Origin of the sequence: Streptosporangium sp. NPDC020072, assembly GCF_040631445.1 — a bacterium.
GTDB lineage: Bacteria > Actinomycetota > Actinomycetes > Streptosporangiales > Streptosporangiaceae > Streptosporangium.
In genome coordinates this window covers 74,136-98,472 of record NZ_JBEYAB010000005.1, presented here as the reverse complement: position 1 = coordinate 98,472, position 24,337 = coordinate 74,136, and the positions used below count along the sequence as shown (strand labels likewise).

The 24,337-nt window shown below is 71.4% G+C and carries 22 protein-coding genes and 4 tRNA genes; 12 read left to right on the top strand and 14 right to left on the bottom strand.

Annotated features, from left to right (window positions below; all coding sequences use genetic code 11):
* Positions 1–9 precede the first annotated feature (9 nt).
* Positions 10–1,311, bottom strand: a complete 1,302-nt coding sequence (locus ABZ470_RS12890; protein WP_362911444.1) for an acyltransferase family protein — start codon at positions 1,309–1,311, stop codon at positions 10–12.
* A gap of 196 nt (positions 1,312–1,507) precedes the next feature.
* Between ABZ470_RS12890 and ABZ470_RS12885 the strand changes: the two genes are divergently transcribed.
* The 3 genes from ABZ470_RS12885 to ABZ470_RS12875 are packed head-to-tail and all read left to right on the top strand — an operon-like array spanning position 1,508 to position 4,399.
* A complete protein-coding gene (locus tag ABZ470_RS12885; RefSeq protein ID WP_352011642.1) occupies positions 1,508–2,755 on the top strand; it encodes a sensor domain-containing protein in 1,248 nt (415 codons plus the stop codon).
* Complete coding sequence (locus ABZ470_RS12880; protein ID WP_352011643.1) at positions 2,746–3,393, top strand: response regulator transcription factor; 648 nt, start codon at positions 2,746–2,748, stop codon at positions 3,391–3,393. The genes ABZ470_RS12885 and ABZ470_RS12880 overlap by 10 nt, the downstream gene beginning before the upstream one ends.
* Before the next feature lie 4 nt (positions 3,394–3,397).
* Complete coding sequence (locus tag ABZ470_RS12875; RefSeq protein WP_362911443.1) at positions 3,398–4,399, top strand: phosphotransferase; 1,002 nt, start codon at positions 3,398–3,400, stop codon at positions 4,397–4,399.
* Here ABZ470_RS12875 and ABZ470_RS12870 read toward each other — a convergent pair.
* The 5 genes from ABZ470_RS12870 to ABZ470_RS12850 form a co-directional block, all read right to left on the bottom strand.
* On the bottom strand, positions 4,378–5,478 hold the full coding sequence (locus ABZ470_RS12870) for a HesA/MoeB/ThiF family protein (protein WP_352011645.1): 1,101 nt from the start codon (positions 5,476–5,478) through the stop codon (positions 4,378–4,380). The genes ABZ470_RS12875 and ABZ470_RS12870 overlap by 22 nt on opposite strands.
* A 90-nt stretch (positions 5,479–5,568) precedes the next feature.
* Positions 5,569–5,697 carry a hypothetical protein gene (locus tag ABZ470_RS12865; RefSeq protein ID WP_352011646.1) on the bottom strand — a complete coding sequence of 43 codons (129 nt, stop codon included), beginning with the start codon at positions 5,695–5,697 and terminating at the stop codon, positions 5,569–5,571.
* Between the two features lie 53 nt (positions 5,698–5,750).
* Positions 5,751–7,043 carry an MFS transporter gene (locus tag ABZ470_RS12860; RefSeq protein WP_362775816.1) on the bottom strand — a complete coding sequence of 431 codons (1,293 nt, stop codon included), beginning with the start codon at positions 7,041–7,043 and terminating at the stop codon, positions 5,751–5,753.
* Positions 7,044–7,085: 42 nt separating this feature from the next.
* Positions 7,086–8,939, bottom strand: coding sequence for a tetratricopeptide repeat protein (locus ABZ470_RS12855; RefSeq protein ID WP_352011648.1), 1,854 nt, complete (start codon positions 8,937–8,939; stop codon positions 7,086–7,088).
* Positions 8,940–9,840: 901 nt separating this feature from the next.
* Positions 9,841–11,616: a phosphatidylglycerol lysyltransferase domain-containing protein gene (locus ABZ470_RS12850; protein WP_362911442.1), complete on the bottom strand. Its 1,776-nt coding sequence runs from the start codon at positions 11,614–11,616 to the stop codon at positions 9,841–9,843.
* 134 nt (positions 11,617–11,750) lie between these two features.
* On the opposite strand from ABZ470_RS12850, the gene ABZ470_RS12845 reads away from it, so the two are divergent.
* Entirely contained in the window at positions 11,751–12,929 is a 1,179-nt protein-coding gene (locus tag ABZ470_RS12845) for an alpha/beta hydrolase-fold protein (RefSeq protein WP_362911441.1), read from the top strand.
* Between the two features lie 39 nt (positions 12,930–12,968).
* Here the strand turns inward: ABZ470_RS12845 and ABZ470_RS12840 are convergent.
* The 3 genes from ABZ470_RS12840 to ABZ470_RS12830 form a co-directional block, all read right to left on the bottom strand.
* Positions 12,969–13,043: transfer RNA gene (locus ABZ470_RS12840), tRNA-Val, on the bottom strand.
* A 15-nt stretch (positions 13,044–13,058) separates the two neighbouring features.
* A tRNA-Cys gene (locus ABZ470_RS12835) sits at positions 13,059–13,129 on the bottom strand.
* A 24-nt stretch (positions 13,130–13,153) separates the two neighbouring features.
* Positions 13,154–13,225, bottom strand: a tRNA-Gly gene (locus tag ABZ470_RS12830).
* A 147-nt stretch (positions 13,226–13,372) separates the two neighbouring features.
* Between ABZ470_RS12830 and ABZ470_RS12825 the strand changes: the two genes are divergently transcribed.
* Both ABZ470_RS12825 and hutH read left to right on the top strand, forming a co-directional pair.
* Positions 13,373–14,104, top strand: coding sequence for a winged helix-turn-helix domain-containing protein (locus ABZ470_RS12825; RefSeq protein WP_352011651.1), 732 nt, complete (start codon positions 13,373–13,375; stop codon positions 14,102–14,104).
* A gap of 28 nt (positions 14,105–14,132) precedes the next feature.
* Complete coding sequence (gene hutH / locus ABZ470_RS12820) at positions 14,133–15,680, top strand: histidine ammonia-lyase (RefSeq protein ID WP_352011652.1); 1,548 nt, start codon at positions 14,133–14,135, stop codon at positions 15,678–15,680.
* Here hutH and ABZ470_RS12815 read toward each other — a convergent pair.
* Positions 15,661–16,875, bottom strand: coding sequence for an NAD(P)-binding domain-containing protein (locus ABZ470_RS12815; RefSeq protein WP_362911440.1), 1,215 nt, complete (start codon positions 16,873–16,875; stop codon positions 15,661–15,663). The genes hutH and ABZ470_RS12815 overlap by 20 nt on opposite strands.
* Before the next feature lie 73 nt (positions 16,876–16,948).
* Between ABZ470_RS12815 and ABZ470_RS12810 the strand changes: the two genes are divergently transcribed.
* Positions 16,949–17,893 (top strand): LysR family transcriptional regulator, encoded by a 945-nt coding sequence (locus tag ABZ470_RS12810; protein WP_362911439.1) that lies wholly within the window; start codon positions 16,949–16,951, stop codon positions 17,891–17,893.
* A 70-nt stretch (positions 17,894–17,963) separates the two neighbouring features.
* The gene (locus tag ABZ470_RS12805) at positions 17,964–18,794 is read left to right on the top strand and encodes an aminotransferase class IV (protein WP_362911438.1); all 831 of its coding nucleotides are present in this window, start codon (positions 17,964–17,966) and stop codon (positions 18,792–18,794) included.
* Between the two features lie 72 nt (positions 18,795–18,866).
* Here ABZ470_RS12805 and ABZ470_RS12800 read toward each other — a convergent pair whose 3' ends face one another.
* Positions 18,867–19,283: an SsgA family sporulation/cell division regulator gene (locus ABZ470_RS12800; RefSeq protein WP_089210725.1), complete on the bottom strand. Its 417-nt coding sequence runs from the start codon at positions 19,281–19,283 to the stop codon at positions 18,867–18,869.
* 461 nt (positions 19,284–19,744) lie between these two features.
* Between ABZ470_RS12800 and ABZ470_RS12795 the strand changes: the two genes are divergently transcribed.
* Positions 19,745–19,816 (top strand) — tRNA-Val (locus ABZ470_RS12795).
* Positions 19,817–19,848: 32 nt separating this feature from the next.
* On the opposite strand, the gene ABZ470_RS12790 is transcribed toward ABZ470_RS12795, so the two are convergent.
* The gene (locus ABZ470_RS12790) at positions 19,849–20,187 is read right to left on the bottom strand and encodes a hypothetical protein (protein WP_362911437.1); all 339 of its coding nucleotides are present in this window, start codon (positions 20,185–20,187) and stop codon (positions 19,849–19,851) included.
* A gap of 61 nt (positions 20,188–20,248) precedes the next feature.
* Here ABZ470_RS12790 and ABZ470_RS12785 point away from each other — a divergent pair, with 61 nt between their 5' ends.
* On the top strand, positions 20,249–20,872 hold the full coding sequence (locus tag ABZ470_RS12785) for a DUF4232 domain-containing protein (protein WP_362911436.1): 624 nt from the start codon (positions 20,249–20,251) through the stop codon (positions 20,870–20,872).
* A gap of 79 nt (positions 20,873–20,951) precedes the next feature.
* The gene (locus ABZ470_RS12780; RefSeq protein ID WP_362911435.1) at positions 20,952–21,848 is read left to right on the top strand and encodes a TIGR03564 family F420-dependent LLM class oxidoreductase; all 897 of its coding nucleotides are present in this window, start codon (positions 20,952–20,954) and stop codon (positions 21,846–21,848) included.
* Positions 21,849–21,874: 26 nt separating this feature from the next.
* On the opposite strand, the gene ABZ470_RS12775 is transcribed toward ABZ470_RS12780, so the two are convergent.
* Together ABZ470_RS12775 and dapD are read right to left on the bottom strand one after the other, a co-directional pair.
* Complete coding sequence (locus tag ABZ470_RS12775) at positions 21,875–22,471, bottom strand: hypothetical protein (RefSeq protein ID WP_352011659.1); 597 nt, start codon at positions 22,469–22,471, stop codon at positions 21,875–21,877.
* Positions 22,472–22,589: 118 nt separating this feature from the next.
* Entirely contained in the window at positions 22,590–23,567 is a 978-nt protein-coding gene (gene dapD / locus ABZ470_RS12770) for a 2,3,4,5-tetrahydropyridine-2,6-dicarboxylate N-succinyltransferase (protein ID WP_352011660.1), read from the bottom strand.
* Between the two features lie 93 nt (positions 23,568–23,660).
* Here dapD and ABZ470_RS12765 point away from each other — a divergent pair, with 93 nt between their 5' ends.
* Positions 23,661–24,299 carry a GH25 family lysozyme gene (locus ABZ470_RS12765; protein ID WP_362911434.1) on the top strand — a complete coding sequence of 213 codons (639 nt, stop codon included), beginning with the start codon at positions 23,661–23,663 and terminating at the stop codon, positions 24,297–24,299.
* Positions 24,300–24,337 lie beyond the last annotated feature (38 nt).

The following is a 24,337-nucleotide window of genomic DNA, read 5'->3' as shown; positions in this document are numbered from 1 at the left end:
CCGCCCCACTTAATCACGATAAATCGGGATTTGACGGGGTGTTGAAACCGGGGAGTGGCCGAGCAACAAGCCCGTCACCAGCATGCCCGCCCCCACCATCGGCACCGGCCCGGGAACGAAGCCCATCACGGTGAAGATCAGCAGCCCCGCCCCGGTCAGCGCCCCGGCCACCACGATCCTGGCCGTCCCGCCCCGGTACGGCGAGGCCGCGCCGGCCGCCTCGAACCTGGCGAACCCCCGCAGCAGCGGCCACAGCGCCAGGACGAGCACGAGCAGCCAGTGCGGCCATCCGGACAGCCACGCGGACGTCCCCGGCTCCGGCGTCGAGACACCGAGACCCACCACGACCACCGCGGCCACCACGAACAACGCGCTCATGTGCCACAGGTAGACGGTCATCATCCTGGAACCGGCCCAGCGCAGCGCCCTGGAGACCCCCGGCCATCCCGCGAACTCCGTGATCCACGGGCGCAGCGCGGCGGCGAGCCCGATCTGGCCGACGCCGACCGCCAGCAGCGCGATCGTCGGCGGCGCCATGTTCGAGACGGCCGCCCCCGGCATCCCGATCATGCTGCCCGGGTACGGGCCGAAGGCCACCAGGGCGGCCGCCGTGCCGTACCCGGCGAGTGCCAGCAGCCAGGGGCGGCCAAGGCGCCCGTCGGCGTAGAGGAAACCGAGCTGGTGCACGGCCAGCCAGACCAGTCCGACGTTGACGAACCCGATCACCTCAAGCCCGCTGGTGAAACGCGCGACGTCGACCACCACGGCCCCGGCGGACAGGGCCACGGGCACGCGCCAGCCGTACACCATGTTGAGCCTGAGCATCCGCGGGGTCAGCGCGACCACGACCAGGTAGACCGCCAGGAACCACAGCAACTGCCCGGCCAGCCGCGCGGCCGTGACCACCGGCTGCTGCGGAACGCCCAGGGCGAGCAGCAGGTGCGGCAGCGGGATCCAGACCGCGGCCAGCGGCACAACGGGCAGGGCCAGCCTGCGCAGCCGCGCCGCCAGCCAGACCGGGATCGTCTCCCCACGCCGTACGGCCGCGCGCCAGCTGATCGCGTTGGCCGCGCCCCCGGCGAAGAACACCAGCGGCATCACCTGGCTGATCCAGGTGATCGCCCACGCCCAGCCCGTCGCCAGCGCGTTCCCCGTGGTGATCCGGCCCTCGGCGAACGAGAGCACCGGCATGCTCCAGTGCTGGAGCACGACCAGGGCCATGCCGAACACGCGCAGGACGTCCAGAAAAGGGTCACGTCCCGGAGGAGGCGGTGCGGAGCGGGCCGTCGAACGGGGGGCGATGAGGGTCACGGGGGTCTCGATTCTCGGGAGAACTCGGGGAGGGGCCGGTGAGACGACCCTCCCGCGCGGCCCCGTGCCGGCGCAGTAACGCACGCATCCGTCTTGACCTCGCCGTCACCCCCCTGTCCGGGGTAGGGAAAACCCCACCCCTTGACACCGGCACGCAGGGTCGAAGGACCGCTACGGCGCTCATACGGTTGGCGGCATGAGAACCGTCTTGCGCCGCATCGGCTCCGACACCCGATATCTGATCGCCGGGTTCCCGCTTTCCCTCGTCTTCTTCGTCCTGGCGGTGGTGGGTTTCTCCGCGGGCGTCGGAACGGTGGTCGTCTGGGTCGGTCTGCCGATTCTGGCGGGAACGCTCATGATGGCGCGTGGCATGGCCGATGTGGAGCGGCGGATGCTGCCCGAGATACTCGGCCGTCCCGTGCCCAGGCCGCGCTACCGGCCGGCACCGGAGCGCGCCGGAGCGTTCCGCCGCATGGTGAACCCGCTGACCAGCGGGCAGTCGTGGCTCGACCTGCTCTACGGCATCGTGTCCCTCCCGCTGGCCATCCTGACCTTCGTCGTCGCGGTCGTCTGGTGGGCGGGCACGATCCTGGGGCTGACCTACCCGATCTACGGATGGGCCATCGCCAGGATGCCGGACAACCACGGACTCGCCGAACTGCTCGGGTTCGGCGACAGCGCCGTGGTCGAGGTGGCGTTCAACACCGCCATCGGGGTGCTGTTCGCCGTCACCCTGCCGTTGATGCTGCACGGCGCCGCGCTGGTGCGGGCGGGCCTCGGCCGCGCCATGCTGACCGGCGTCGCCGAACTGCACGAGCGCATCGACGACCTGGCCCAGGGCCGGGCGGCCGCGGTCTCCGCCGAGGCGAACGCGCTGCGCCGTCTCGAACGCGACATCCACGACGGGCCGCAGCAGCGCCTGGTCTCCCTGGCCATGGACCTGTCCCGGGCCCAGCGCCAGCTCAAGCGCGACCCGCAGGCGGTCGAGGAGATGCTCAGCCAGGCCATCACCTCGACCAGGGAGACCCTGGACGAGCTGCGGGCCCTCTCCCGGGGCATCGCGCCCCCCATCCTCACCGACCGGGGACTGGCCCCCGCCCTCGCCGCGCTGGCCGGCCGCTGCACGATCCCGGTCGAGCTCGACATCCAGATCACCGGCCGCTTCGCCGCCGCCATCGAGAACACCGTCTACTTCGTGGTCGCCGAGTCCCTGACCAACGTGGCCAAGCACAGCCACGCGAACGTCTGCACGGTGACGCTGAGCAAGGCCGGTGGCGTCCTCATGCTGACCATCGGGGATGATGGGGTCGGCGGTGCGCACACCGCCAAGGGACATGGCCTGTCCGGCCTGACCGACCGTCTCAAGGCGGTCGACGGGACACTCGCGGTCGACTCACCGCTGGGCGGGCCGACGGTGATCGTGGCGGAGGTTCCGTGCGGGTAGTCGTGGCCGACGACGCAGTCCTGATCAGGGAGGGCCTGATCAGGCTGCTTGAGGAGTTCGGATGCGAGGTGGTGGCGGCCGTCGGCGACGGTGACCGGCTGATCGAGGCCGTCGCCGAGCACAGGCCCGACGTCTCGGTCGTGGACGTCAGGATGCCTCCGAGCTTCACCGACGAGGGCCTGCGGGCGGCCGTCGAGGCGCGCAGGCGGGTGCCGGGCGCGCCGGTGCTGATCCTGTCCCAGTACGTGGAGGTCTCCTATGCCGACGACCTGCTCGCCGACGCCAGGGGCGCGGTCGGCTATCTGCTCAAGGACCGGGTCGTCGACGTCGACGACTTCATGGCGGGCCTGCGCGCGGTCGCGACCGGGGGCACCGTCTTCGACCCGCAGGTGGTGGCGCAGCTGATGGTACGGCGCCGCCGCGACGACCCGCTCGCCCAGCTCACCCCGAGAGAGCGCGAGGTGCTCGGCCTGATGGCGGAGGGCAGGTCGAACCCGGCCATCGGACGCCAGCTGGTGATCAGCGACGGCGCGGTCGAGAAGCACATCCGCAGCATCTTCGCCAAGCTCGGCCTCTACGCCGAGGACGGCGACCAGCACCGCCGCGTCCTGGCCGTCCTGGCCTACCTGCGCTCCTAGGAACATGCGGGCCCACGACCTGTCCGCCGGAGAGGCGGTGCTGGCCCGGGTGCACGGCGTCGCCCGTGAGGCGGCCCGCCTGTACGGCCTGCCGGACGCCGAGGTCACGCTGATCAACGTGTCGGAGAACGCCACCTACCGGATCGACGACCCGGAGACCGGGGAACGCCGGATCCTGCGGGTGCACCGGCTCGGCTACCACTCGGCCCCGGCCATCATGTCGGAGCTGGCGTGGCTGGAGGCGCTCAGACGTGAGGCCGGGGTCAGGACCCCCGAGGTGATTCCCACGCCCGGGGGACGGCGGGTGCTGACCGTTCCCGGCGCGCAGCCCCGCGACTGCGTGATGTTCGAGTTCCTGCCGGGCGCAGAACCGCCCCAGGACGACGCCCTGGTGGCCGGGTTCGAGCGGCTGGGCGCGCTCACCGCGCGGATGCACCGGCACGCGCGCGCCTGGCGGCCCCCCGCCTGGTTCACCCGTTTCCACTGGGACCACGACGCGGCCCTGGGCGTCGAGTCGCGCTGGGGCCGCTGGCGGGACGGGGTGGGCGTCGACGACCGGGCCCGTGCCGTACTGGGGCGGCTCGACGCGCGGCTGCGGGAACGGCTGCGCCGCTTCGGCCGGGGCCCGGAGCGCTACGGCCTGATCCACGCGGATCTGCGCCTGGCCAACCTGCTGGTGACCGGTGGCGGGGAGCCCAGCGTGATCGACTTCGACGACTGCGGTTTCGGGTGGTACCTCTACGACCTGGCCGCGGCGCTCAGCTTCATCGAGCACGACCCCAGGGTCCCCGAACTGGTCGACGCCTGGCTGCGGGGCTATCGCGCCGTCACCCCCCTGCCCGCGCGGGACGAGGCGGAGGTCTGGACGTTCGTCATGTTCCGCCGTCTGCTGCTGGTCGCCTGGATCGGCACGCACACCGGCGTGGAGACCGCAGCCGAACTCGGCGCCGCCTACACCGAGGGAACCTGCGAGCTGGCCGAGCGCTACCTGTCCGGGAGACTGTGAGGCCCGCGGCAGCTGTCGCACCTTCCGGCCTCGCCGTACTCGCGGAAGACGAGCTGGTCGGGCGCGATCAGGTTGACGCCGTGGATGAAGTTCGCGTGGATCTCGGGGACGCGGGTGATGGTCCTGACGACCGCGTTGGCGACCAGGTGACCGGAGATCCCGGCGGAGGCGGCCGTGACGCCGGGGCCGCCGAGGTCGACGGACAGGCCAAGGGAGTCGGCGTGCAGCGGGGTCTGGAGGTTCCTGTGCCGTTCCTGCGCCTCGATGACGCACTCGTAGCAGAGCCCGTGTCCGGGCAGGAAGACGCCGACCGTCACGAAGGGGCCGTTGTAGCCGCCGCCGACCCACGGCAGCCCGGCGGCCGCGCACGCCCGGCTCGTCCACACCCTGATCCCGCCGGGCCCGCCGGGTTCGTCGGCGCACAGCGCCACCACGTCGTAGCCGTCCATCAGCCGGGCCAGGTCCTCCTGGGAGGTGGTCCGCGCCCGCTCGCCGGTGATCCGCACGTCGGAGTTGAGGGCGCGCAGCCGCTCCAGGGCGGTCTCGGCCTTCGGCCTGCCCACGTCCCGTTCGGAGTAGAGGACCTGCCGGTTGAGGTTCGACAGTTCGACCAGGTCGGGATCGACGCAGTGCAGGGTCCCGACGCCGGAGGCCACCAGGGCCTGCGCGGCCGTCGCCCCGGTGCCGCCCAGGCCGATCAGGAGGACCCGGGCCTGGCGCAGCCGCAGCTGAGCCTCCCAGCCGTGCTCTCTCGGGGTGAGGTCGGCCCAGCGGAAGAAGGCGTGGCTGCGGCTGTAGCGCTCCCTTTCGCGGGGGGACAGTTCCTCGGGCGCGCTCGCCCCCGCGTCCTCGACGTGACCGGAGCGGATCAGTTCGCCGACCAGCTCGGCCGCCTCGGCGGCGGGCAGGCCGGTCAGGAGCCCGGCGATCTCGGCGGGGCTCCGGGTGCCGTCCATCGCCCGCAGCGCCTCCCACACCAGGCCGTCCGGATCCTCGATCTCCTCCGCCACCCCGTAGACCTGGCCGCCGATCCGGATTCTGCCGTCCGCCAGCCGGTAGGCGGTGTGCTCCTTCTTCACTCTCGGTAACCGCACGGCCTCCCCCGGAGGACCTCACTGGGCCGGTCCGGCGTCACTCGGGAGACACCGGACCGGCCGGAACCCTAGGTGTCAGTTGCCACTGGAGTTGCTGGCGACGTTACCGGCCATCTCGATCTTGTCGAGCCTGCGGATGCGGATTCTTCTCTTGATCTGTGCCGCACCCGCGGTGGGCCTCGGGCTCTTGTCGTTTCCGGCCATCACGCACTCCATCCGAATCGGTCGTGCTGGTCTTTCCTTCGAGCTGTCCCGCCTTACTGATGATCATAATGGGAGGCGACGGAAACGACTTCAACCCTCTTTCTCGCTTTAGTGGGATTTGGACGGTATTTACTTCTGAAGTATGTCGTTCCCGAAGTCATGAAGGCCGTCAATGGCAGAGCGACACCCGCGAAACCGGCCATCAGAAGAACCGGCGCGCTTCCCAGAGCCGCCTCGGCGGGGCCGGTGAGAATCAGGCCGAGAGGAGTGAGCGCGGAGGCGGCGATCCAGTCGAGCGAGACCACGCGCGCCAGCCGCTCCGCGGGCACCTCGTGCTGGAGCGAGACCACCCACTGCACGGAGAAGACCTCGATCCCGAACCCGGCCAGGGCGAAACAGACGTAGACGATCCACGGGGCCTGCGAGAAGCACAGGGCCGGAGGCACCAGCCCGTACGCCGTCAGCCCCGTGATCGCCGCGAGCCCCGGCCGCCGGGGCTTCCAGAGCATGCTGAACACCCCTCCCGCCAGGCCGCCGACGGAGAGCAGGGCGAGACCGGTCCCGTAGAAGGCGTCGCCCCCGAAGCTCTCCCTGGCCAGGACTGGGAGCAGGACCTGCGCCGGGGCGATCGTGAGCATCGACTGCAGCGCGGTCACCACGATGACGGTCCCGATCCAGCGCCTCAGCCAGACCTCACGCACCCCCTCGGCGATCTCCCGCCAGGCCGAGGCCCTGGCCGTACGGACGACCACGGGCTCCCGCAGGAGGACCAGGGCGCACAGGCTGAACGCGAAGGCCCCCAGGGCCGCCACGAAGGCCGCCCTGACCGGGGCCGACGAGACCAGGAGGGCGCCGAGGCCGGGACCGGCGATGGCGCCGACACGCCAGGAGACGGCGTTGAGGGCCGCCCCCGCGGGCCGCTGCTCCGGGGTGAGCACCGACCCGAGGCACGCCTGGAAGGCGGGGCGGAAGAAGGCTTCGGCCGCCCCGGCGAGGAAGACCATCCCGCCGAGCACCCAGGCCGAGGTGACGCCCGCCAGGCCGGCCATGACCACGCAGCACAGGAACGCCTGCGAGGCGAGCATGACGTGCCGTCTGGGCAGCCGGTCGGCCCACACGCCGCCGAAGAGCCCGAACAGGACCAGGGCGGCCCAGCGCGAGGCGAGCACCGCCCCGACCTCCGTTGCGGTGCCGCCCGCGTCGAGCAGTGAGACGACGACCGCGACGGGAAACACCTGGTCTCCGGCCACGGAAGCGATAAGGCTTATCCAAAGGGTCCGGAATTCCCGATTTCCTAATACCGAGCCGGTGAGCCACTTTGGGATAAGCCTTCGGAGGGCGCTCATGCTGGTGAATGATGCGCTATTTCCCCGTGGGTAACAAGGTTGTCAAGGACGCTGTAGCGCCTCTCTTATCTCATCGTCGTCAGGGGCGAGATCCAGCGCCCGGGTGAGGTCGGCCACGGCCTCCTCCTCCCGTCCGGCGGCGCGCAACGCCATCGCCCGGTTGAACAGCAACGCCGGGTCGGCGCCGGGTTCGAGAGCCCGGGTGAAGTCGGAGACCGCTCCCTCGGGGTCGCCGGTCTCGAACGCCAGCATCCCCCGGCTCGCCCAGGCCGCCATCAGCGAGGGGGAGAGCTCGATGGCCCTGTCGAAGGCGGCCCTCGCCCGTTCGGTACGGCCCTGCGCCATCTCGATCTGGCCGAGTGCGCACAGCAGGTACGGGTTGAGCGGGTCGATCCGCAGCCCCGCCTCCGCGTCGGCCCTGGCCCTGCCGTACTCGCCGAGCGCGGCCAGCAGGCCCGCCCGGTTGGCGAGCCCGTCCACGAACTCCGGGTCGAGTTCGAGAGCGTGGTCCAGGTCGGCGAGCGCCCCCTCGTGGTCACCGGCCGAGAAGCGGATCTCGGCCCGGTTGTAGTACGGCTCGGGGAAGGGCGGCCCGACCCGCATCGCCGTCTCGTAGTCGGCGACCGCCTCCTGGCTCCTGCCCAGCCGGTGGAGCAGGTTCCCCCGGTCGATGTAGTAGTCGGGATGGCCGGGATCGATCCCGATCACGGTGTCCAGGTTCTCCAGGGCCTCCTCGGGGCGGCCCAGCGCGACGGCCAGCTGCGCCCTGTTGGCCAGCAGCACCATCCGGTGGATCGGGTGCTCGCCGGGCGGCAGGTCCCGCTCCGCCAGGCCGAGCGCCTCCTGGACGAGGTCGAAGGCCCTGCCGGGACGGCCGAGGCGCAGTTCGACCAGTGCCCGGCCGTTGAGGTCGAAGCCCAGCCTGAAGGCCCGTTCACGGGGGTCGGGAAGCAGCCCGGAGATGGCGACGGCCTGGTTCACCCAGGCGAGCGCGGCCTCGGGGTCGCGCCTGGCCGGATCATGGTCGCGGACCTTGAGCATGGCCGTCGAGTAGGCTGCGGAGGCGTGCGTGACGGGGGAGACGCTCTCTCTCCTGGCCCGGTCGAACAGGGCCAGGGCCTCGGGCTCGCGGCCGAGCGCGCCCAGCGCGGTCGCGGTGTCGTGCACCAGCCGCCACCAGGTCTCCTCGGGAGTCTCCCGGGTCTCGGCGGGACCGGCCAGGGCCAGCGCGCGTGATCCCAGCTCGGCGGCCGCGTCGTGACAACCCGCCTCAAGACACCACTCGACGGCGAAGCGCAGCGCCTCGACCGCGCTGTGCGGCCGCGTGCCGTGCTCACGGTGGTGCGGGATCGCGCCGAGCCGCGCCCCGATCGTTCCCTCCCGCTCCAGCGCGTCGGCGAGCGCGTCGTGCTCCTCGGGGCTGAGGGACTTCTCCGGCACGACCTGGCCGCCGGTCACCACGGTCAGCAGCCCGGGGTCGATCCGGCGGCGCAGTACCGCCAGCAGTTCCCTGTCGGTCGGGTCCGCCTCGTGGACGTTCTCCACGACGAGCGTCCTGGGCCCGGTCTCGGCCAGATGCTCGCGGAGGAACTCGGCGAACCCGTTCGACAGACGCAGGGTACGGCGGGGCGCGTGGACCAGGATCCGCTCCGCCTTCGGCAGCAGACCGGTCAGCGACCGGCGCCTGAGCGGGATCAGGTGGTGCGCGTCGGGCGCCACCGCCCGCAGCTCTATGTCGTAGCGGGCCACCAGCTCGGGCCGCGCGACGGGCACGAGAGCCGAGACGATCGCGCTCGCGGCCGTGTACGGCCCGCGCAACCGCCGGTCGGCGTCCACGGGGGGCAGGAGCAGCGGGGCGAGGGGCGGGTCCTCCTGGGGGAACGATCCCAGACTCACCGGTCTCCTTTAAGTCACCTGTGTGTTCGTAAGGGGCCGGCGCCCACCACTGGGCGCCGGTTCCGTTGGCTCGACGTCAGCCGACATGCTTGGGGCTGGCGGCTCCGCTGAGCGTAATCGTGCCGGGCTTGTGAACAATTACTCGCTTCATTGCGTTGCCTCTCCCATAAATAAGAACAAATCGCAAGTATTCGCACCAGTCATATGGATTGACAAGGCATATCCTCAGACTGGCCGAATCAGGACACGCCTATGGACAAACCGGTTCAAGGGGCATATTTCTGGCGAGGCTGTGTCCAGCGAAAGCCCATACGCGCCTGATCGGAGGAGTCGGCATGACGGGTCGCCCGAGCCCGTACGTGCCCGATCCGGCGGGGCCGGGCACGTACGGTCACACGGTGTGCTCGTACGGCAGGGCACTTCCGCGCCGTGGGGCGGGGCGGAAGGCGGGCGCCGGGGGCGGGGTCACCTGGTGTGGGCACGCTCCCAGAGTACGACGGGCTCCGGCGCGGAGCCGCGCGGGTGCCGGAAACGACCCCTGACCTCCCTGTGTGCCGCGCGCCTGGCGGGACCTCCCGGGTGCCGGCGATCCGCTCCGGCGGTGCGGCGCCGGGAGTGCGGGGGCCTCTGGGGGAACGGGTGCGAGAAGAGGTCCCGGAGGACGGCGGGGCGCCTCGTGGGAGGAAAGCATCTTCTGGGGAACGAGAGACTCAACGGTAAATCCGCCTCTTCTGGTGGAGAAATCGAGATAAGTCCCCATGGTTTATTTCGTAGAAAAGTCAAGTGTTGGGATGACTTTTCTGGAAAAGCCTGGATATTGGGGAGGGGGTCTGGAAACCGCTCCACGGGACGGTCCGGCCCGCGGCCCGCCGTACCGGAGCGTGACCGGTTCCGGCGCGCCTCAGCCGGGCAGCGCCGTCCGCTCCCCGGGGACGTCCCCGGGACGGGAGCGGCGCCTGCGCCTGAGGGGGACACCGGGGAGGGCGACGTTGATGAAGGCCTCGGCCTGGAGGGCGGCGATGCCGATGCGCGGCAGGTCGCGGGCGGCCGGGTAGACCACGAACCTGGGGACCCACAGCGGGTGGAACTTCGCGTTGAACCTGTACAGCGACTCGATCTGGAACCACCGGGACAGGAAGACGAGCACGGCGTGCCAGGCGCGGAGCACGGGGCCCGCTCCCAGCCGTTCGCCCCTGGCCAGCACCGCCCGGAACATCGCGAAGTTGAGCGAGACCCTGCTCACCCCGAGTTCGGGGGCGGCCTGGAGGGCCTTGACGATCAGCAGTTCGTTGAGCCCAGGATCGGCGTCGCGGTCACGGCGCATCAGGTCCAGGGAGATGCCGTCCTGCCCCCAGGGCACGAAGTGCAGCACGGCCCGGACGTCCTCGCCGGGCGGGGCGGCGCCGTCCTCACAGGACCGGTGTGCGGTGACGACGACGCACTCGTCGTCCGCGGGATCGCCGAAGCGGCCGAGCGCCATGGAGAAGCCCCGTTCCGTCTCCGTCCCGCGCCAGGAGTCCGCGGCCTCGCGGATGAGCCTCCTCTCGGTCTCGGAGAGGGTCCCGACCCGCCGCACCCGGCAGGTGTAGCCCGCGCGTTCGACGCGGTTGACCATCTGGCGGACGTTGCGCATCGCCCTGCCCTGGAGGGTGAAGCCCGCCGTCTCGACGACGGCCTCGTCGCCGATCTCCAGGGCGGACAGGTCGCCCTCCCGCGTCCAGACCTCGCCGCCCGCCTCGCTGCACCCGATCACGGCGGGCACCCAGGCATGCCGGGTCGCCTCGTCGAGGAAGCGCCTGATCGCGCCGGGCCACGCCTCGATGTCACCGACGGGGTCGCCGCTGGCGAGCATGACCCCGGCCACGACCCGGTAGGCGATCGCGGCCTTGCCGGAGGGGGAGAAGATCACGCTCTTGTCGCGGCGCAGCGCGAAGTAGCCCAGCGAGTCGCGGGCGCCGTGCCGGGCGAGCATCTCCCGCACGGCCTCCTCCTGCTCCCCGCTGAGCTCGGCGGCCGGCTTCTCCGGGCGCAACGCCAGGTAGGCGGTCGTCACCGCGGTGAGCAGCCCGAGGCCGGTGAGGGAGAAGTAGACCAGGTCGGCGGTCCTGCCGGAGGAGTAGACGACCGGTCCCTCCAGGCCGACGAGTCCCAGCAGCACGTGCTGGAGCCGGTCGCTGAGACTCGGGTCCCCGACGATGGTGTGCGGGTGGGTGTTGACCACGACCCAGCCGATGGCGACGTCCAGGACGAACATGAGCAGGAGGTTCCACACCGCGCGCCAGCGCGTCCTGGGGTCGGAGAGGGCGTGGAACTCGCGGCGGTTGACGACGAGCACCGCGAAGACCAGCATGCTGATCGCGGCGCCGATGATCCGGTGCATGTGCACGAGTTCGATGAGGGCGCTCAGCGGCAGCAGCAGGACCACGGTCCGCCACGCCCGCACCTTCCTGCGTTTGAGGGCGTGGGCGAGCATGACGAGCAGGATGCCCATGACGAGAGAGGCCGCCTGGGCGATCGAGGTGACCGTGCCCGGCAGGAAACCCGCGATCTCACTGACCCGCGTCCCCCTGAACGGGGGGACGACGGCCTTGACGATGTCCAGAATCCCGATCGTCAGCGACGCGTAACCCGCCGCGGCGGGCACCCAGGGGCGGGAGATGGGTGGACGTTCCCTCATGAGAGGAGGCTAAGCGGTGACGGTCGTCGCTCCGCGCAAGCCCGGCCAACACGACGTTAACTGCGGCCTTACCCGCGCTGAGTAAGTTTGGCGCACAGATCGAACGGGGACCCGGTAACCGGGTGAGGGGCGGCATGGGAATCACCGCAGTCGAGACGCGGCTTCTCTTCGGCCTGCTCGCCGTCGCGGCGCTGGCGGCGTCGGTCTGGGCCTGGCCGCTGCTGAGCGGGAGGACCTGGCGTTCGGTCCTCGGCCGGGTCGGGGTGCTCGCGGGAAACCAGATTCTCACCCTGGTGGCGCTCGGCCTGGTGGCGAACGCCTACTTCGGGTTCTACGGCTCCTGGGGTGACCTGCTCGGCACCGAAGGCGACGCGGCGCCGCCCATCGTCGCCGGGGACGGCCGGACCGCCGCCTCGGGGCGTCCCGGCCAGGGAGTGACCGAGGTCGGCCAGGTCGCCCTGCCCCCGGGTACGGCGGGCAGGCTGGAGCAGGTCGTCATCTCGGGCGGGGAGAGCGGGATCTCCTCTCCCGGATACGTCTACCTGCCCCACGAGTACTTCGAGAAGAAGTACGCCGGCCGGCGCTTCCCGGTGATCCTCGCGCTGACCGGTTACCCGGGAGACGCCAGGAACCTGATCACCAGGCTGAACCTTCCCGCCATGGCCGCGAAGTCGGTCGCCGGGAAGCGGATGCCTCCCACGATCATGGTGCTCATGCGTCCGACGGTCGTCCCGCCCCGCGACACCGAGTGCGTGGACGTGCCCGGCGGGCCCCAGGTGGAGACGTACTTCACCAGGGACCTGCGGGCGGCCGTCGCCGCCTCCTACCGGACGGGTCTCGACGCGCGGAGCTGGGGCGTCTTCGGCGGTTCGACCGGCGGCTACTGCGCGCTGAAGATGTCCATGCGCCATCCGGAGGCGTTCTCGGCCGCGGTCTCCCTGTCCGGCTACTTCCGCGCGGCCGTCGATGTGACCACGGGCGACCTGTTCGGCGGGAGCGCGAGGCTGCGCGAGGAGAACGACCTGATGTGGCGGCTGCGGAACCTGCCGGTCCCGCCCGTCTCGGTGCTGGTCACCAGCAGCGAGAGGGGGGAGAGCGACTACGCCGACACCCGCGCGTTCCTGGCGCTGGCGAGGGACCCGATGCGGACCGCGTCGCTGATCCTGCCCAGCGGCGGTCACAACTTCAACACCTGGAACCGGGAGATCCCCCAGGCGCTGCCCTGGCTGGGCGAGCGGCTGCACGCCCCGGCGGCTCCCGGGGAGCACCCCGCCCAGGCGGGCGGCCGGGCCGTACGGCAGGGGCGGAAATGAACGATCCCCCCGGGCCGTGGCCCGGGGGGATCGCTGGGATGGTGGACGATACAGGGATTGAACCTGTGACCTCTTCCGTGTCAGGGAAGCGCTCTCCCGCTGAGCTAATCGTCCTCGTCGAAGAACCAGAGGTGGAGACGGGATTTGAACCCGTGTACACGGCTTTGCAGGCCGTTGCCTCGCCTCTCGGCCACTCCACCGAGCGGGGCCGCGGCCCCTGTTCGAGCGGAAGACGGGATTCGAACCCGCGACCCTCACCTTGGCAAGGTGATGCTCTACCACTGAGCCACTTCCGCGTGTGTTCCCGGACGAGCCGGTCTCACGGACAGAACTCTAGCGAATACTCGCCGACTCCCCAAACCGGATCTCGCCGCCGCAGGGGGTTCGTGACTCCCATGGACACTTCGATACCGGGCGAAAGATGTGAAAGGTAACGTCAGGTCATGGTCGCCGAACACATCGCCGCCGATGCCGACATCGCCCCCGTCGCCGCGCTCATCGCCGATCCGGCGAGGGCCGCGATGCTGACCGCGCTGCTGGACGGCCGCGCGCTGGCCGCCGGTGAGCTGGCCGGGCTCGCCGGGGTGAGCCCGCCGACCGCCAGCTCCCACCTGGCCAGGTTGCTGGAGGGCGGGATGGTCGAGGTCATCGCCCAGGGAAGACACCGCTACTACCGCCTTGCGGGCCCCGAGGTCGCCGAGGTGCTGGAGGTCCTCGCGCGGGTGGGGGCGCGTCCCGAGGTCCGCTCCCTGCGCCAGTCCCGCCAGGCGCGGCTGCTGGGGGAGGCGCGGACCTGTTACGACCACCTGGCGGGCCGTGCGGGGGTCGATCTGCTCGGGGCTCTCAAGGCCGCCGGGTACCTCGCCGGGGAGGAGGCCTTCGAGGTGACCGGCCGGGGCAGACGGGAGCTCGGCGACCTCGGCGTGGACGTGGACGCGGTCAGGGACACGCGGCGCAGATTCGCCCCCGCGTGCCTCGACTGGACGGAACGCAGGTTCCATCTCGGCGGAGCCCTCGGCGCGGCTGTGACCTGCGCTCTTATGGAGCGCGGATGGTACAGACGTGGGGTGGTCCGCAGAGTGGTCGAAGTCACAGAAAAGGGCAGAAAAGGCATAGCGGCGATCTATGCATGTAAGGAGCTAACATCGCATGCACTAGTTACTGAGATGCGCTGAGACGCGTTGAGTTCGAGAGAGTGACGCCATGGGTGACAGAGCGGTCGTGAACGTCGGGCCGGAACCGCTGAGCTTCGACGAGGTGACCATGGTGGCCCGGCACGGCGCCGAGGTACGCCTCACCGACGACGCCGTCGCGGCCATGGCCGCGGCCAGGATCCGCGTGGACGAGCTCGCGGAGAGCCCGACCCCCGCCTACGGCGTCTCGACCGGCTTCGGGGCGCTGGCCACCCGGCACATCGACCCCTCGCTGCGCGCCCAGCTCCAGCGTTCCCTCGTCCGCTCGCACGCCGCGGGCTCCGGCCCCGAGGTGGAGAAGGAGGTCGTCAGGGCGCTGATGCTGCTGCGCCTGCACACCCTGGCGACCGGCCACACCGGGGTGCGCCCGAAGACGGCCAAGGTCCTGCAGGACCTGCTCAACGCCTCGATCACCCCCGTCGTGCACGAGTACGGCAGCCTGGGCTGCTCGGGCGACCTCGCCCCGCTCTCCCACGTGGCCCTCACGATCATGGGGGAGGGCGTCGTCCGCGACGCGGCCGGAGACCTGCGTGACGCCGCCGAGGCGCTCAAGCAGGCGGGCATCGAGCCCGTCGAGCTGGCGGCCAAGGAGGGCCTGGCGCTGATCAACGGCACGGACGGCATGCTGGGCATGCTCATCCTGGCCATGGACGACCTCGGCCGCCTGTTCAGGACGGCCGACGTCTCCGCCGCCATGAGCGTCGAGGCGCTGCTCGGCACCGACCGCGTCTTCGCCGCCGACCTGCAGGCGCTGCGTCCCCACCCCGGCCAGGCGGCCAGCGCCGCCAACCTCAGGGCACTGCTCAAGGACTCGGGGATCATGGAGTCCCACCGGGACGGCACCTGCACCCGGGTCCAGGACGCCTACTCCCTGCGCTGCGCCCCCCAGGTGGCGGGAGCCGCCAGGGACACCCTCGCCCACGCCGCCGTCGTCGCCGAACGTGAGCTGGCCTCCGCGGTCGACAACCCGGTGGTCCTGGCCGACGGACGGGTCGAGTCGAACGGCAACTTCCACGGGGCTCCCGTCGGCTACGTGCTCGACTTCCTCGCCATCGCGGTCGCGGACGTGGCGAGCATCTCCGAGCGCCGTACCGACCGGATGCTCGACGTGGCCCGCAGCCACGGCCTGCCCGCCTTCCTGGCCGACGACCCCGGCGTCGACTCCGGTCACATGATCGCGCAGTACACCCAGGCCGCGATCGTCTCCGAACTCAAGCGTCTGGCGGCACCCGCCAGCGTCGACTCCATCCCCAGCTCCGCCATGCAGGAGGACCACGTCTCCATGGGCTGGTCCGCCGCGCGCAAGCTGCGCCGCGCGGTCGACGGACTGACCCGGGTGCTGGCGGTGGAGATCCTCACCGCGGCCAGGGCGCTGGACCTCCGCGCGCCGCACCGGCCCGCCCCCGCGACCGGGGCCGTTGTCGCCGCGCTGCGCCAGACGGTCGCGGGCCCGGGCCCCGACCGCTTCCTCGCCCCCGAGATCGAGGCGGTGACCAGGCTCGTGGCGAGCAACGCGGTCGTCGCCGCAGCCGAGTCCGTCACCGGGCCGCTGGAATAGCCGCCACCACCTCGACCTCGATCATCAGGCCCGGCATGAACAGCCGGGACACCTCGACGGTCGTGCTGGCCGGGGGCTCACCGGTGATGTGACGCCCCCGGACCTCGCCGTACTCCCTCAGCCGTGACATGTCGGTGAGGAAGGTCCGGATGTGGGTCACGTCGTCGAACGAGCACCCCTGGTCGGCGAGGATGCGCGCCAGCATCTCCATCACGTACTCCGACTGGCGGGTCATGTCCCCCTCGCCGACCACCCGGCCCTCCTCGTCGAGCGCCACCTGGCCGGAGACGAACAGCAGATCCCCGGTCCTGGTCGCGTGGGAGTAGTACCCGTTGGTCGCGGGCACCGAGGCCGGGTTCACCTTGCGCACCCCCGCGCTCCCCGTACGGCCCGCCGTCACGTATCCGAAGACGGCCGTCAGGTCCTGGTCGCCGAGCCCGGCGGAGACCGCCCCGAGCAGCAGTTCCTCGGCCGCCGCCGTCAGCGTCCGCGTCCCGTGTCCGGCCAGTCCCAGGTCCTTGGCGGCGAGCCCGAGGGAGTAGGCGGTCGGTTGCGGCCCGTTCTCGACGACGGGGCGCACCCGTTCGACGAGTGAGGCCAGCGGGGTCCCGCCGAGCACGTCCAGCAGCGTCCCGGTGTCCACACCGGCCGCCGCCGCGTGGGCCAGGTTCTCCGCGAGCAGCACCTGCGCCGGGACCAGCGCGCTCATCACCGCGAGCTTCAGCGCCGCCCCGGAGCCGGGACCGCCGCTCTCCCGTACCCGCCCGAAGACCTCAAGCACCTCGCGGCAGCGGGCCAGGTCTCCGGCGTCGCCGCCGGCCAGCACCGTCAGCGTGCCGTCCGCGGCGGGTCCCACACTGCCGAGCACCGGCGCGTCCACCAGCCCGACCCCGGGGGGCAGCAGGTCACGGAGCCCGGTGACCGCCTCGGGGCCGATCGTGGACATCTCGACGACCAGGGCTCCCGGCCGCAGCTCCGGGGCCGCCGCGGTGAGCACCTCCCGCACCGCCGCGGGGCCGGTGAGCATCGTGATCACAAGGTCCGCCTTCGCGACGGCCTCGGCCGCCGTCGCCGCGCTCACGGCCCCCTCGACCGTACGGGGAGTGCGGTTCCAGACCGTGACCTCGTGCCCCGCCGCCACGAGCCGTCGTGCCATCGGGGCGCCCATACGCCCCAAACCCAGGAAGGAAATCATGCCGTTCACGCTATGAGGGGCCAAGACATTCCACCAGCGACTAGATTTCATGCATCCCATGCGAAGGAGGAATGTGTTCGACATCGACGCCCTGCGCCTCATGGACGCCGTCGTCAGGACCGGCTCGTTCACCGGGGCCGCGGCCCTGCTCAACTACACCCAGTCCGCGGTCTCCCGGCGCATCGCCTCCCTCGAACAGCAGGCGGGCGGCCCGCTGTTCGAACGCCTCCCCAGAGGAGTACGGCTCACGCCCGCGGGCCAGGCGCTCCACCTGCACGGGCTGGCCGTGCTCAACCGGCTCGCCATGGCCGAGGAGGAACTGGCGGGCATCCACGGCGGCTACCGGGGACGGCTGCGCGTCGGCGCCTTCGCCACCGCCAACGTCGCGCTGGTCCCCAGGGCCCTGCGGGACTTCGGCCGCGAGTTCCCGGGAGTCGCGCTCACCGTGGTCGAGGGGCCGAGCGCGGGCCTGCTGCGCCGTATGCGGGAGGGGGCCCTCGACATCGCCGTGATCAGCGACTACCCGTCGGGCCTGCCGTACGAGGAGGAGGTCGAGACCGTCGAACTGGTCGATGACGAGCTGCTGGTCGCGCTGCCCAGGGACCATCGGCTCGCCGCGGGGCCGGAGGTGGACCTGCGGGAACTGCGGGAGGAGACCTGGATCGAGGCGGCCCCTCCCGGCGGGACGACCATGCTCGACACGGCCTGTGCCAAGGCGGGCTTCAGCCCGCGCGCCAGGCTCAGGATCGCCGAGTGGACCGGGAAGTTCGGCTTCGTGGCCGCGGGGCTCGGCGTCACGCTGGTTCCCGGCATCGCCGCGCACGCCGTACCCCGCGACCTCGTCCTGCGCTCGCTGGGCGACCTCGCCCCGCGCAGGTCCGTGTACGCCGCGCTGCCACGCGCCACCCCGCCCTCGGTCCTGCCCGCGGCCCGCGCGCTGGCCGGGTTCCTGGCCGACGCCGTGGGGACGGCGGCGTTTCCGCCGGCGGGATCGGCACCGCCGTCCGCGCGGGCATAACCTGGGGCGGCGTCCCGTGAGGAACGGCACTTGTTCCACCATCAGATCCGGCAGTTTCAGGAGGAGCCCGATGAACGTCCCCGTCTGGGTCAACGGGCGGCTCGTAGAGCCAGAGCAGGCGACGGTCTCGGTCTTCGACCACGGCCTGCTGGTCGGCGACGGCGTGTTCGAGACCGTCAAGTGCGTCGGCGGCGTCCCCTTCGCGCTCACCCGGCACCTCGACCGGCTGCTGGTCTCCGCGACGCGGATGGGCATGGCGGAGCCGGACGTGGAGTTCGTCGCGGCGGGCGTGCGCGCCTGCCTGGCACAGGCGCCGTCATGGCCGCTCGGCCGGATCCGCATCAGCTACACCAGCGGCCCCGGCCCTCTCGGCTCGGACCGGGGCGGGACGGACGGCACCGTCGTCGTGATCGTCGCGGACCAGAAGCCCTTCCCCGCGACCGCGGACGTCACGGTGGTGCCGTGGGCCCGCAACGAGCACGGCGCGCTGGCCGGGGTCAAGTCGACCTCCTACGGCGAGAACGTCCTGGCCCTGGCCTACGCCAAGGCCAGGGGAGGTGGCGAGGCGATCTTCGGGAACCTGGCGGGAAACCTGTGCGAGGGCACCGGCAGCAACGTCTTCGTCGTCCGTGACGGGCGGATCGTCACCCCCACGCTCGCCTCGGGCTGTCTGGCCGGGATCACCCGCGCGCTCACCCTCGAATGGTGCGGGGGAGCGGAGGAGGACCTTCCCCTCTCCGCGCTCGCCGAGGCCGAGGAGGCCTTCCTGACCTCGACGACCCGCGACATCCAGCCGATCAGGACGGTCGGAGAGACCGTGCTCCCCATCGCCCCCGGCCCGGTGACGGCCAAGGCGATGCGGGTCTTCGCCGAACGGAGCGCGGCCGACGTCGACCCGTGATCCGTCACGGGAACGCCGCAAACGCGACGCCGCCCGCGGGCCTGAAGCCCGCGGGCGGCGCCGGACGGAGCCTCAGGAGCTCCAGAGCATGTTGCTGAGCTCGGCGTCGAGGTCCATGAAGTCGGTCTCACGGCCCGCGGGGACCAGCTCGTAGGTCCGGTGCAGGAACTCGGTGAGAGGCGCGAGAGGCACCTCGAACAGAGCCTGCCCGAAGGGCGAGGTGAGACTGATGTGCAGTGTCCGCTCGCCGTCGGCGCGCGCGGGCCACACCTGGACGTCTCCGTCGCCGACCCGTCGCACGATGCCGACGGTCAGCAGTTCACGGGCGAAGATCCACTCGACCGGTTCGTCGTTCCCCACATGGAAGGCCATTCTGATCGCGTAGGGATCATCGGCCGTGTAGCTGAGTCCGGCGAGCAGGGGGACGGTGGTACGGTCGGGGACCACAAGCCGAAGGCCCAGCTCGGCAGAGACGGTGGAGCTGTTCATCGTCAGCCAAACCTTTTTCGTCGTCGGTCCCCTCTGCGGGGCTTTCACTGCTCTGGCGGACTCTTCGTCCCGAGCTATGACGCGGAACAAAGAAACCTGTAGGGAAGATTCCGCCTCCGGGCCCTTCTGTAACGCACATCACAGCGCGACATTTGGGTCTCTACCTGGCTAAACATCACCAACAGGGCCATATTTGCAAGGGTTTTGCGTATCGTTTTGGTCACCGTCGACTCCCCCTGCCGGGGCGTCTCGGGCCATAGAGGTTGAGCCTGGGTCGTACGGTGCTTCTACGGATCAGGACGATGCTATGACACCGTAGCCCCCTGCTGGACGCATCCACGGACCTTTGGTTCGCGTCCGTGTCGCGCCTTCAAGATCGTCTCCTCTCCCGCGTCGCTTCGCCAGTGCTCTCGGATTGCTGTATGGTTTTCCACGTCGACACCATCAGGCGCCGACAGGGCGGGCGATTAGCTCAGCGGGAGAGCGCTTCGTTCACACCGAAGAGGTCACTGGTTCGATCCCAGTATCGCCCACGCGAGTAAGACGCAGACATGGGCCCGGAGGTTTACCCGAACCTCCGGGCCTGCTGCTGTCCGGCCCCGGATGCAGACATGGAAGGGCCCCCTCCGCCGAAGGCGAGGATCACGACCCGCTCTCCGCCATGGTCGACGGCGGCTCCTCCTTCCCGGCCTGCGGGGAGCCCGTACCCGCCGGACGACATGCTCGGCATGGGAAGGCACTCCGGTTCGAAGGACGGATCGGTGCGGCTTCCGGCGCCCAGTTCGCGGTAGGTCTTCGTGAGGCGCCGTTCGACCGTGCTCGTGGTGAGGTAGAGCTTCTTTGAGACCTGCTGGTCGGTGTCGTCACGCGCGGTCACGGCGACCCGGCGGGCCGCCGTGACCACGGGGTACGCCTGGCCGGCGAGGCACGCCAACAAAACCCGGGCGCCGTGTGTCCAAGAAAATATGGAATGGAGAAACAGGACACGACGTGGCCCGGCGGCCTCCCTGGTGACGGCGGCGGTGCTGGCCGCCGTCACCGCGTGCGCCCCGCCCGCGCTCTCCGGGACGGCCGCCGCACCGGTCCCGGCACGACCCACCGGCCCCCCGGCGGGCACGGGGACACAGCAGAGCACCGGGACGGCGGTGTTCGAGGGGGCGAGCCTGTCCACCGCGGCCGCCGGGCGCTGCCGTACCGAGGGGCTCAGGGCGGGCGTCGGCCGGGTGGACGCGGGGGCGGGGCAGCGGTACGCGCCGCTGGTGCTCACCAACACCTCGGCGAGGAGCTGCTGGGTCTACGGCTTCGTCGGCCTGGTCATGTTCGACGCCAAGGGGGACGCCCTGCGCACCAGGGTCCGCAGGGAGAACGTCCCGGCGCACCGGGTGACACTGCGCCCCGGGGCCTCGGCGCACGCCAGACTCCACTGGACCACGGTGCCGAGCGGTCGCGAGACCTCGTGCCCGTCCGCGGCACGCCTGATGATCATTCCGCCGGACGAGGTGGCGCACCTGGAGATCCCCTTCGCCGGTGTGGTCTGCGGCGACGGCAGGCTCGACGTCACCCCGATGGTCTCCGGCTCCAGGCTGTGAACGCGCCGGGAGTCGCGTTCTCCGAAAAACGATCAACAGGTGCCTAAACTGGCCGCAGTCACGAGAACGGAGTTCTGTGGTGCGGATCGGACTGTCACTCGGTGAGCCGGCGGGCCCCGGCGAACTGGTGAACCTGCGCAGGCAGATCGAGAGGGCGGCCGACGACGGCTTCTCCTCCGCCTGGCTGTCCAACATCTTCGGCCTCGACGCGCTGACCGCGCTGGCCGTCGCGGGTGGTCAGGTGCCCGGGATCGAACTGGGCACCTCCGTCGTGCCCGCCTATCCGCGCCATCCGGCGGCTCTGGCCCAGCAGGCGCTCACGGTCAACACCGCCCTCGACGGCAGGCTCGCCCTGGGCGTCGGCCTGTCGCACAAGGTCGTCATCGAGGGCATGTACGGCTACAGCTTCGACCGGCCTGCCAGGTACATGCGGGAGTACCTCTCCGTCCTGGTGCCTCTCCTGCGCGGCGAGCAGGTGGCCTTCGAGGGCGAGACCCTCACCGCGCGGATCGGGCTGACCACCCCCGGCGCCGGGAACCTGCCCGTGCTGGTCGCCGCGCTGGCCCCACGCATGCTCAAGCTGGCGGGAGAGCTGGCCGACGGAACCGTGCTGTGGATGACCGGCCCCAAGACCGTGACCGAGCACATCGCGCCCGCCGTGACCGAGGCCGCGAGGGCGGCGGGACGGCCCGCGCCCAGGATCGTGTGCGTCCTGCCGGTCTGTGTCACCGACGACGCCGAGGCCGCGAGGGCGAAGGCCGCCGAGCTGTTCGCGCTCTACGGTGAGCTGCCGTCCTACCGGGCGGTCCTCGACCGGGAGGGGGCCGCGGGCCCGGCGGACGTCGCGATCATCGGGGACGAGGAGAGCGTCTCCGCCAGGATCGGCGAGCTCGCCAAGGCCGGGGTCACCGACTTCGCCGCCGCGGTGTTCGCCGAGGGCCGCAGGACACGGGAGTTCCTCAAGACCCTCCTGTGACGCCCGCCGTCATGACCGCCCTCCTGTCAGAGGCCGAACGCGGTCAGCGTCACCCACGCGGTGCCGAGCCCGGTCAGCGCCCCGACGGCGACCTGGGGCGGGGTGTGGTGGCCCAGCCGTACCCTGGCCCAGCAGACGACGGCCACGACCAGCGCCCCCGCGGCCAGCGTCGGTACGGCGGGCAGCACCCTGGAGAGCACGACGACGCTCCCCGCGGACACGGCGGCGTGGAAGGAGATCTTCCACCTGAGCGTGACCGGGACCGTCACCGCGAGGGCGGCCAGCATCGCGGTCACCGTGGAGACCAGCAGCGTGGGCGCCCGCAGCAGGACCAGCAGCACCAGCGCGGCCAGCACCGCGCAGACGGCGACCAGCAGCGGCTTCGTCCGGCTCGCGCGGTCGACCAGATGGTGGGAGTCGAGCCGCCCCGAGCGGACCCCGGCCGCGATCACCCCGGCGGGGACCCCGCCGCACAGCGCCGAGGTCCCCAGGCCCCACAGGACGCCCGGCCAGCCGTCGGCCAGCAGCCCGACGACCGGGGGCAGCGCGATGACCAGCACCTGCGGGGCGAAGACGCCGGTGACCAGCCGGGCCGCCGCCGTCCCCGGCTCATCGCGTGCCATCTCCCGACCGTCCATGCCGTCCTCCCCGCCTGTGCCAGGTCCGCCGGGATAACCTTGGCAGGCGGGCGGCCCCGGGGTGACATCCCGCAGGCCGCCGGAGCGCGGTGGGCGTGTGAGGTCAGTCGTTGGCGTGCAGGGCGCTGTTGAGCTCGATGCCCGTGCCGGAGCGCGGCACGACCTCGACGGCCCCGGAGGTGGAGTTACGGCGGAACAGCAGGCCCGGCGAGCCGGAGAGCTCGGCGGCCTTGGCGACCTTCCCGTCGGGCAGGACGACCTTCGTCCCGGCCGTGACGTACAGGCCCGCCTCGACGACGCAGTCGTCGCCCAGCGAGATGCCCACGCCGCTGTTGGCGCCGAGCAGGCAGCGGCTCCCGATGGAGATGACCTGCTTGCCGCCGCCGGACAGGGTGCCCATGATCGAGGCGCCGCCGCCGACGTCGGAGCCGTCGCCGACCACCACGCCCGCCGAGATGCGGCCCTCGACCATGGACGTGCCGAGCGTGCCCGCGTTGAAGTTGACGAACCCCTCGTGCATCACGGTCGTGCCCGCGGCCAGGTGGGCGCCGAGGCGGACCCGGTCGGCGTCGGCGATCCGCACTCCGGAGGGCATCACGTAGTCGGCCATCCGGGGGAACTTGTCCACGCCGTGGACGGTCACCGGACCACGCGCGCGCAGGCGCAGCCGTACGGCCTCGAAGCCCTCGACGGGGCACGGGCCGTGGCTGGTCCACACCACGTTGGCGAGCAGGCCGAAGATGCCGTCCAGGTTCTGCCCGTGCGGCTGGACGAGCCGGGCGGAGAGCAGGTGGAGACGGAGGTAGACGTCGTGGGTGTCGGCGGGGGCCTCCGACAGCTTGGTGATCCCGGTGAAGACCGCGACCACCTCGACTCCCCTGGCATCGTCCGGTCCGAGAAGCGCGGTGACCTCGGGGCCGAGGGCCTCGGCGGCCTCCTGGGCGGTCAGCCGCCTGGTGCCCGGCGAGGCGGGGTCACCCAGGCGCGGGTCGGGGAACCAGGTGTCGAGCACGGTGCCGTCTGAGGCGATGGTGGCGATGCCGACGCCGTGGGCGCCGGAGGTCTGAGCTGCTGCGTTCACGCCGACCAAGCCTAGTCAAAGCGGGTGCAACGGCCGTACGGCGAGGGTGTGGCCGGCGTGTGCGCAAGCCTCTCCGTCAATAGCCTGGCCGCCATGTTGCCCATGTTGCACGGCATCGACGTGTCGAACTGGCAGGGGGCGGTCGACTGGGGCGGGCACGCCGACAACGGCGTGTCCTTCGCCTTCGCCAAGGCCACCGAGGGGAGCACCTTCACCGACCGGTGGTTCGAGCGCAACTGGACCGGCATGCGGGAGAACTGGATCGTCTGCGGCGCCTATCACTTCGCCAGGCCCGCGGGCGACCCGGAGGACCAGGCGCGCCGCTTCCTCGGGACGGTCGAACGGGCGGGCGGGCTGCGCCACGGAGACCTGATCGCCCTCGACCTGGAGACCGGTGACCGGCTGCCGCCCAGGAAGGTGGCCCGTTTCGCGCGCGCCTGGTGCGAGGCCGTCACCGCCCGCGCGAGGGTCAGGCCGGTGATCTACACCTTTCTGGCCTTCGCCGACGCGGGCAACTGCGCCGGGCTTGAGGACCACCCGCTGTGGATCGCCGCCCCCGACCATCCGACGGGCAGGCCGGAGATCCCGCAGCCGTGGCACAGATGGACGATCCACCAGTACTGTCACGAACCGCTGGACCGCAACGTCTTCCGGGGGACCAGGGCGCAGCTCACCTCACTGGGCTACCGGCCCCGGCGGCGCGCTGGAAAAAGGCGTGGCGGACACCGGTAGCATCGGATCCATAGTCGGGTTTCCCGAGAACCAGCGTC

Coding starts and splice junctions, on each gene's coding strand:
- ABZ470_RS12885 (WP_352011642.1), top strand. CDS start 1,508: ATGAGAACCGTCTTGCGCCGCATCGGCTCCGACACCCGATATCTGATC.
- ABZ470_RS12875 (WP_362911443.1), top strand. CDS start 3,398: ATGCGGGCCCACGACCTGTCCGCCGGAGAGGCGGTGCTGGCCCGGGTG.
- ABZ470_RS12865 (WP_352011646.1), bottom strand. CDS start 5,697: ATGGCCGGAAACGACAAGAGCCCGAGGCCCACCGCGGGTGCGGCACAG.
- ABZ470_RS12860 (WP_362775816.1), bottom strand. CDS start 7,043: ATGAGCGCCCTCCGAAGGCTTATCCCAAAGTGGCTCACCGGCTCGGTA.
- ABZ470_RS12850 (WP_362911442.1), bottom strand. CDS start 11,616: ATGAGGGAACGTCCACCCATCTCCCGCCCCTGGGTGCCCGCCGCGGCG.
- ABZ470_RS12845 (WP_362911441.1), top strand. CDS start 11,751: ATGGGAATCACCGCAGTCGAGACGCGGCTTCTCTTCGGCCTGCTCGCC.
- ABZ470_RS12825 (WP_352011651.1), top strand. CDS start 13,373: ATGGTCGCCGAACACATCGCCGCCGATGCCGACATCGCCCCCGTCGCC.
- hutH (WP_352011652.1), top strand. CDS start 14,133: ATGGGTGACAGAGCGGTCGTGAACGTCGGGCCGGAACCGCTGAGCTTC.
- ABZ470_RS12815 (WP_362911440.1), bottom strand. CDS start 16,875: ATGATTTCCTTCCTGGGTTTGGGGCGTATGGGCGCCCCGATGGCACGA.
- ABZ470_RS12805 (WP_362911438.1), top strand. CDS start 17,964: ATGAACGTCCCCGTCTGGGTCAACGGGCGGCTCGTAGAGCCAGAGCAG.
- ABZ470_RS12800 (WP_089210725.1), bottom strand. CDS start 19,283: ATGAACAGCTCCACCGTCTCTGCCGAGCTGGGCCTTCGGCTTGTGGTC.
- ABZ470_RS12785 (WP_362911436.1), top strand. CDS start 20,249: ATGGAATGGAGAAACAGGACACGACGTGGCCCGGCGGCCTCCCTGGTG.
- ABZ470_RS12775 (WP_352011659.1), bottom strand. CDS start 22,471: ATGGCACGCGATGAGCCGGGGACGGCGGCGGCCCGGCTGGTCACCGGC.
- ABZ470_RS12765 (WP_362911434.1), top strand. CDS start 23,661: ATGTTGCCCATGTTGCACGGCATCGACGTGTCGAACTGGCAGGGGGCG.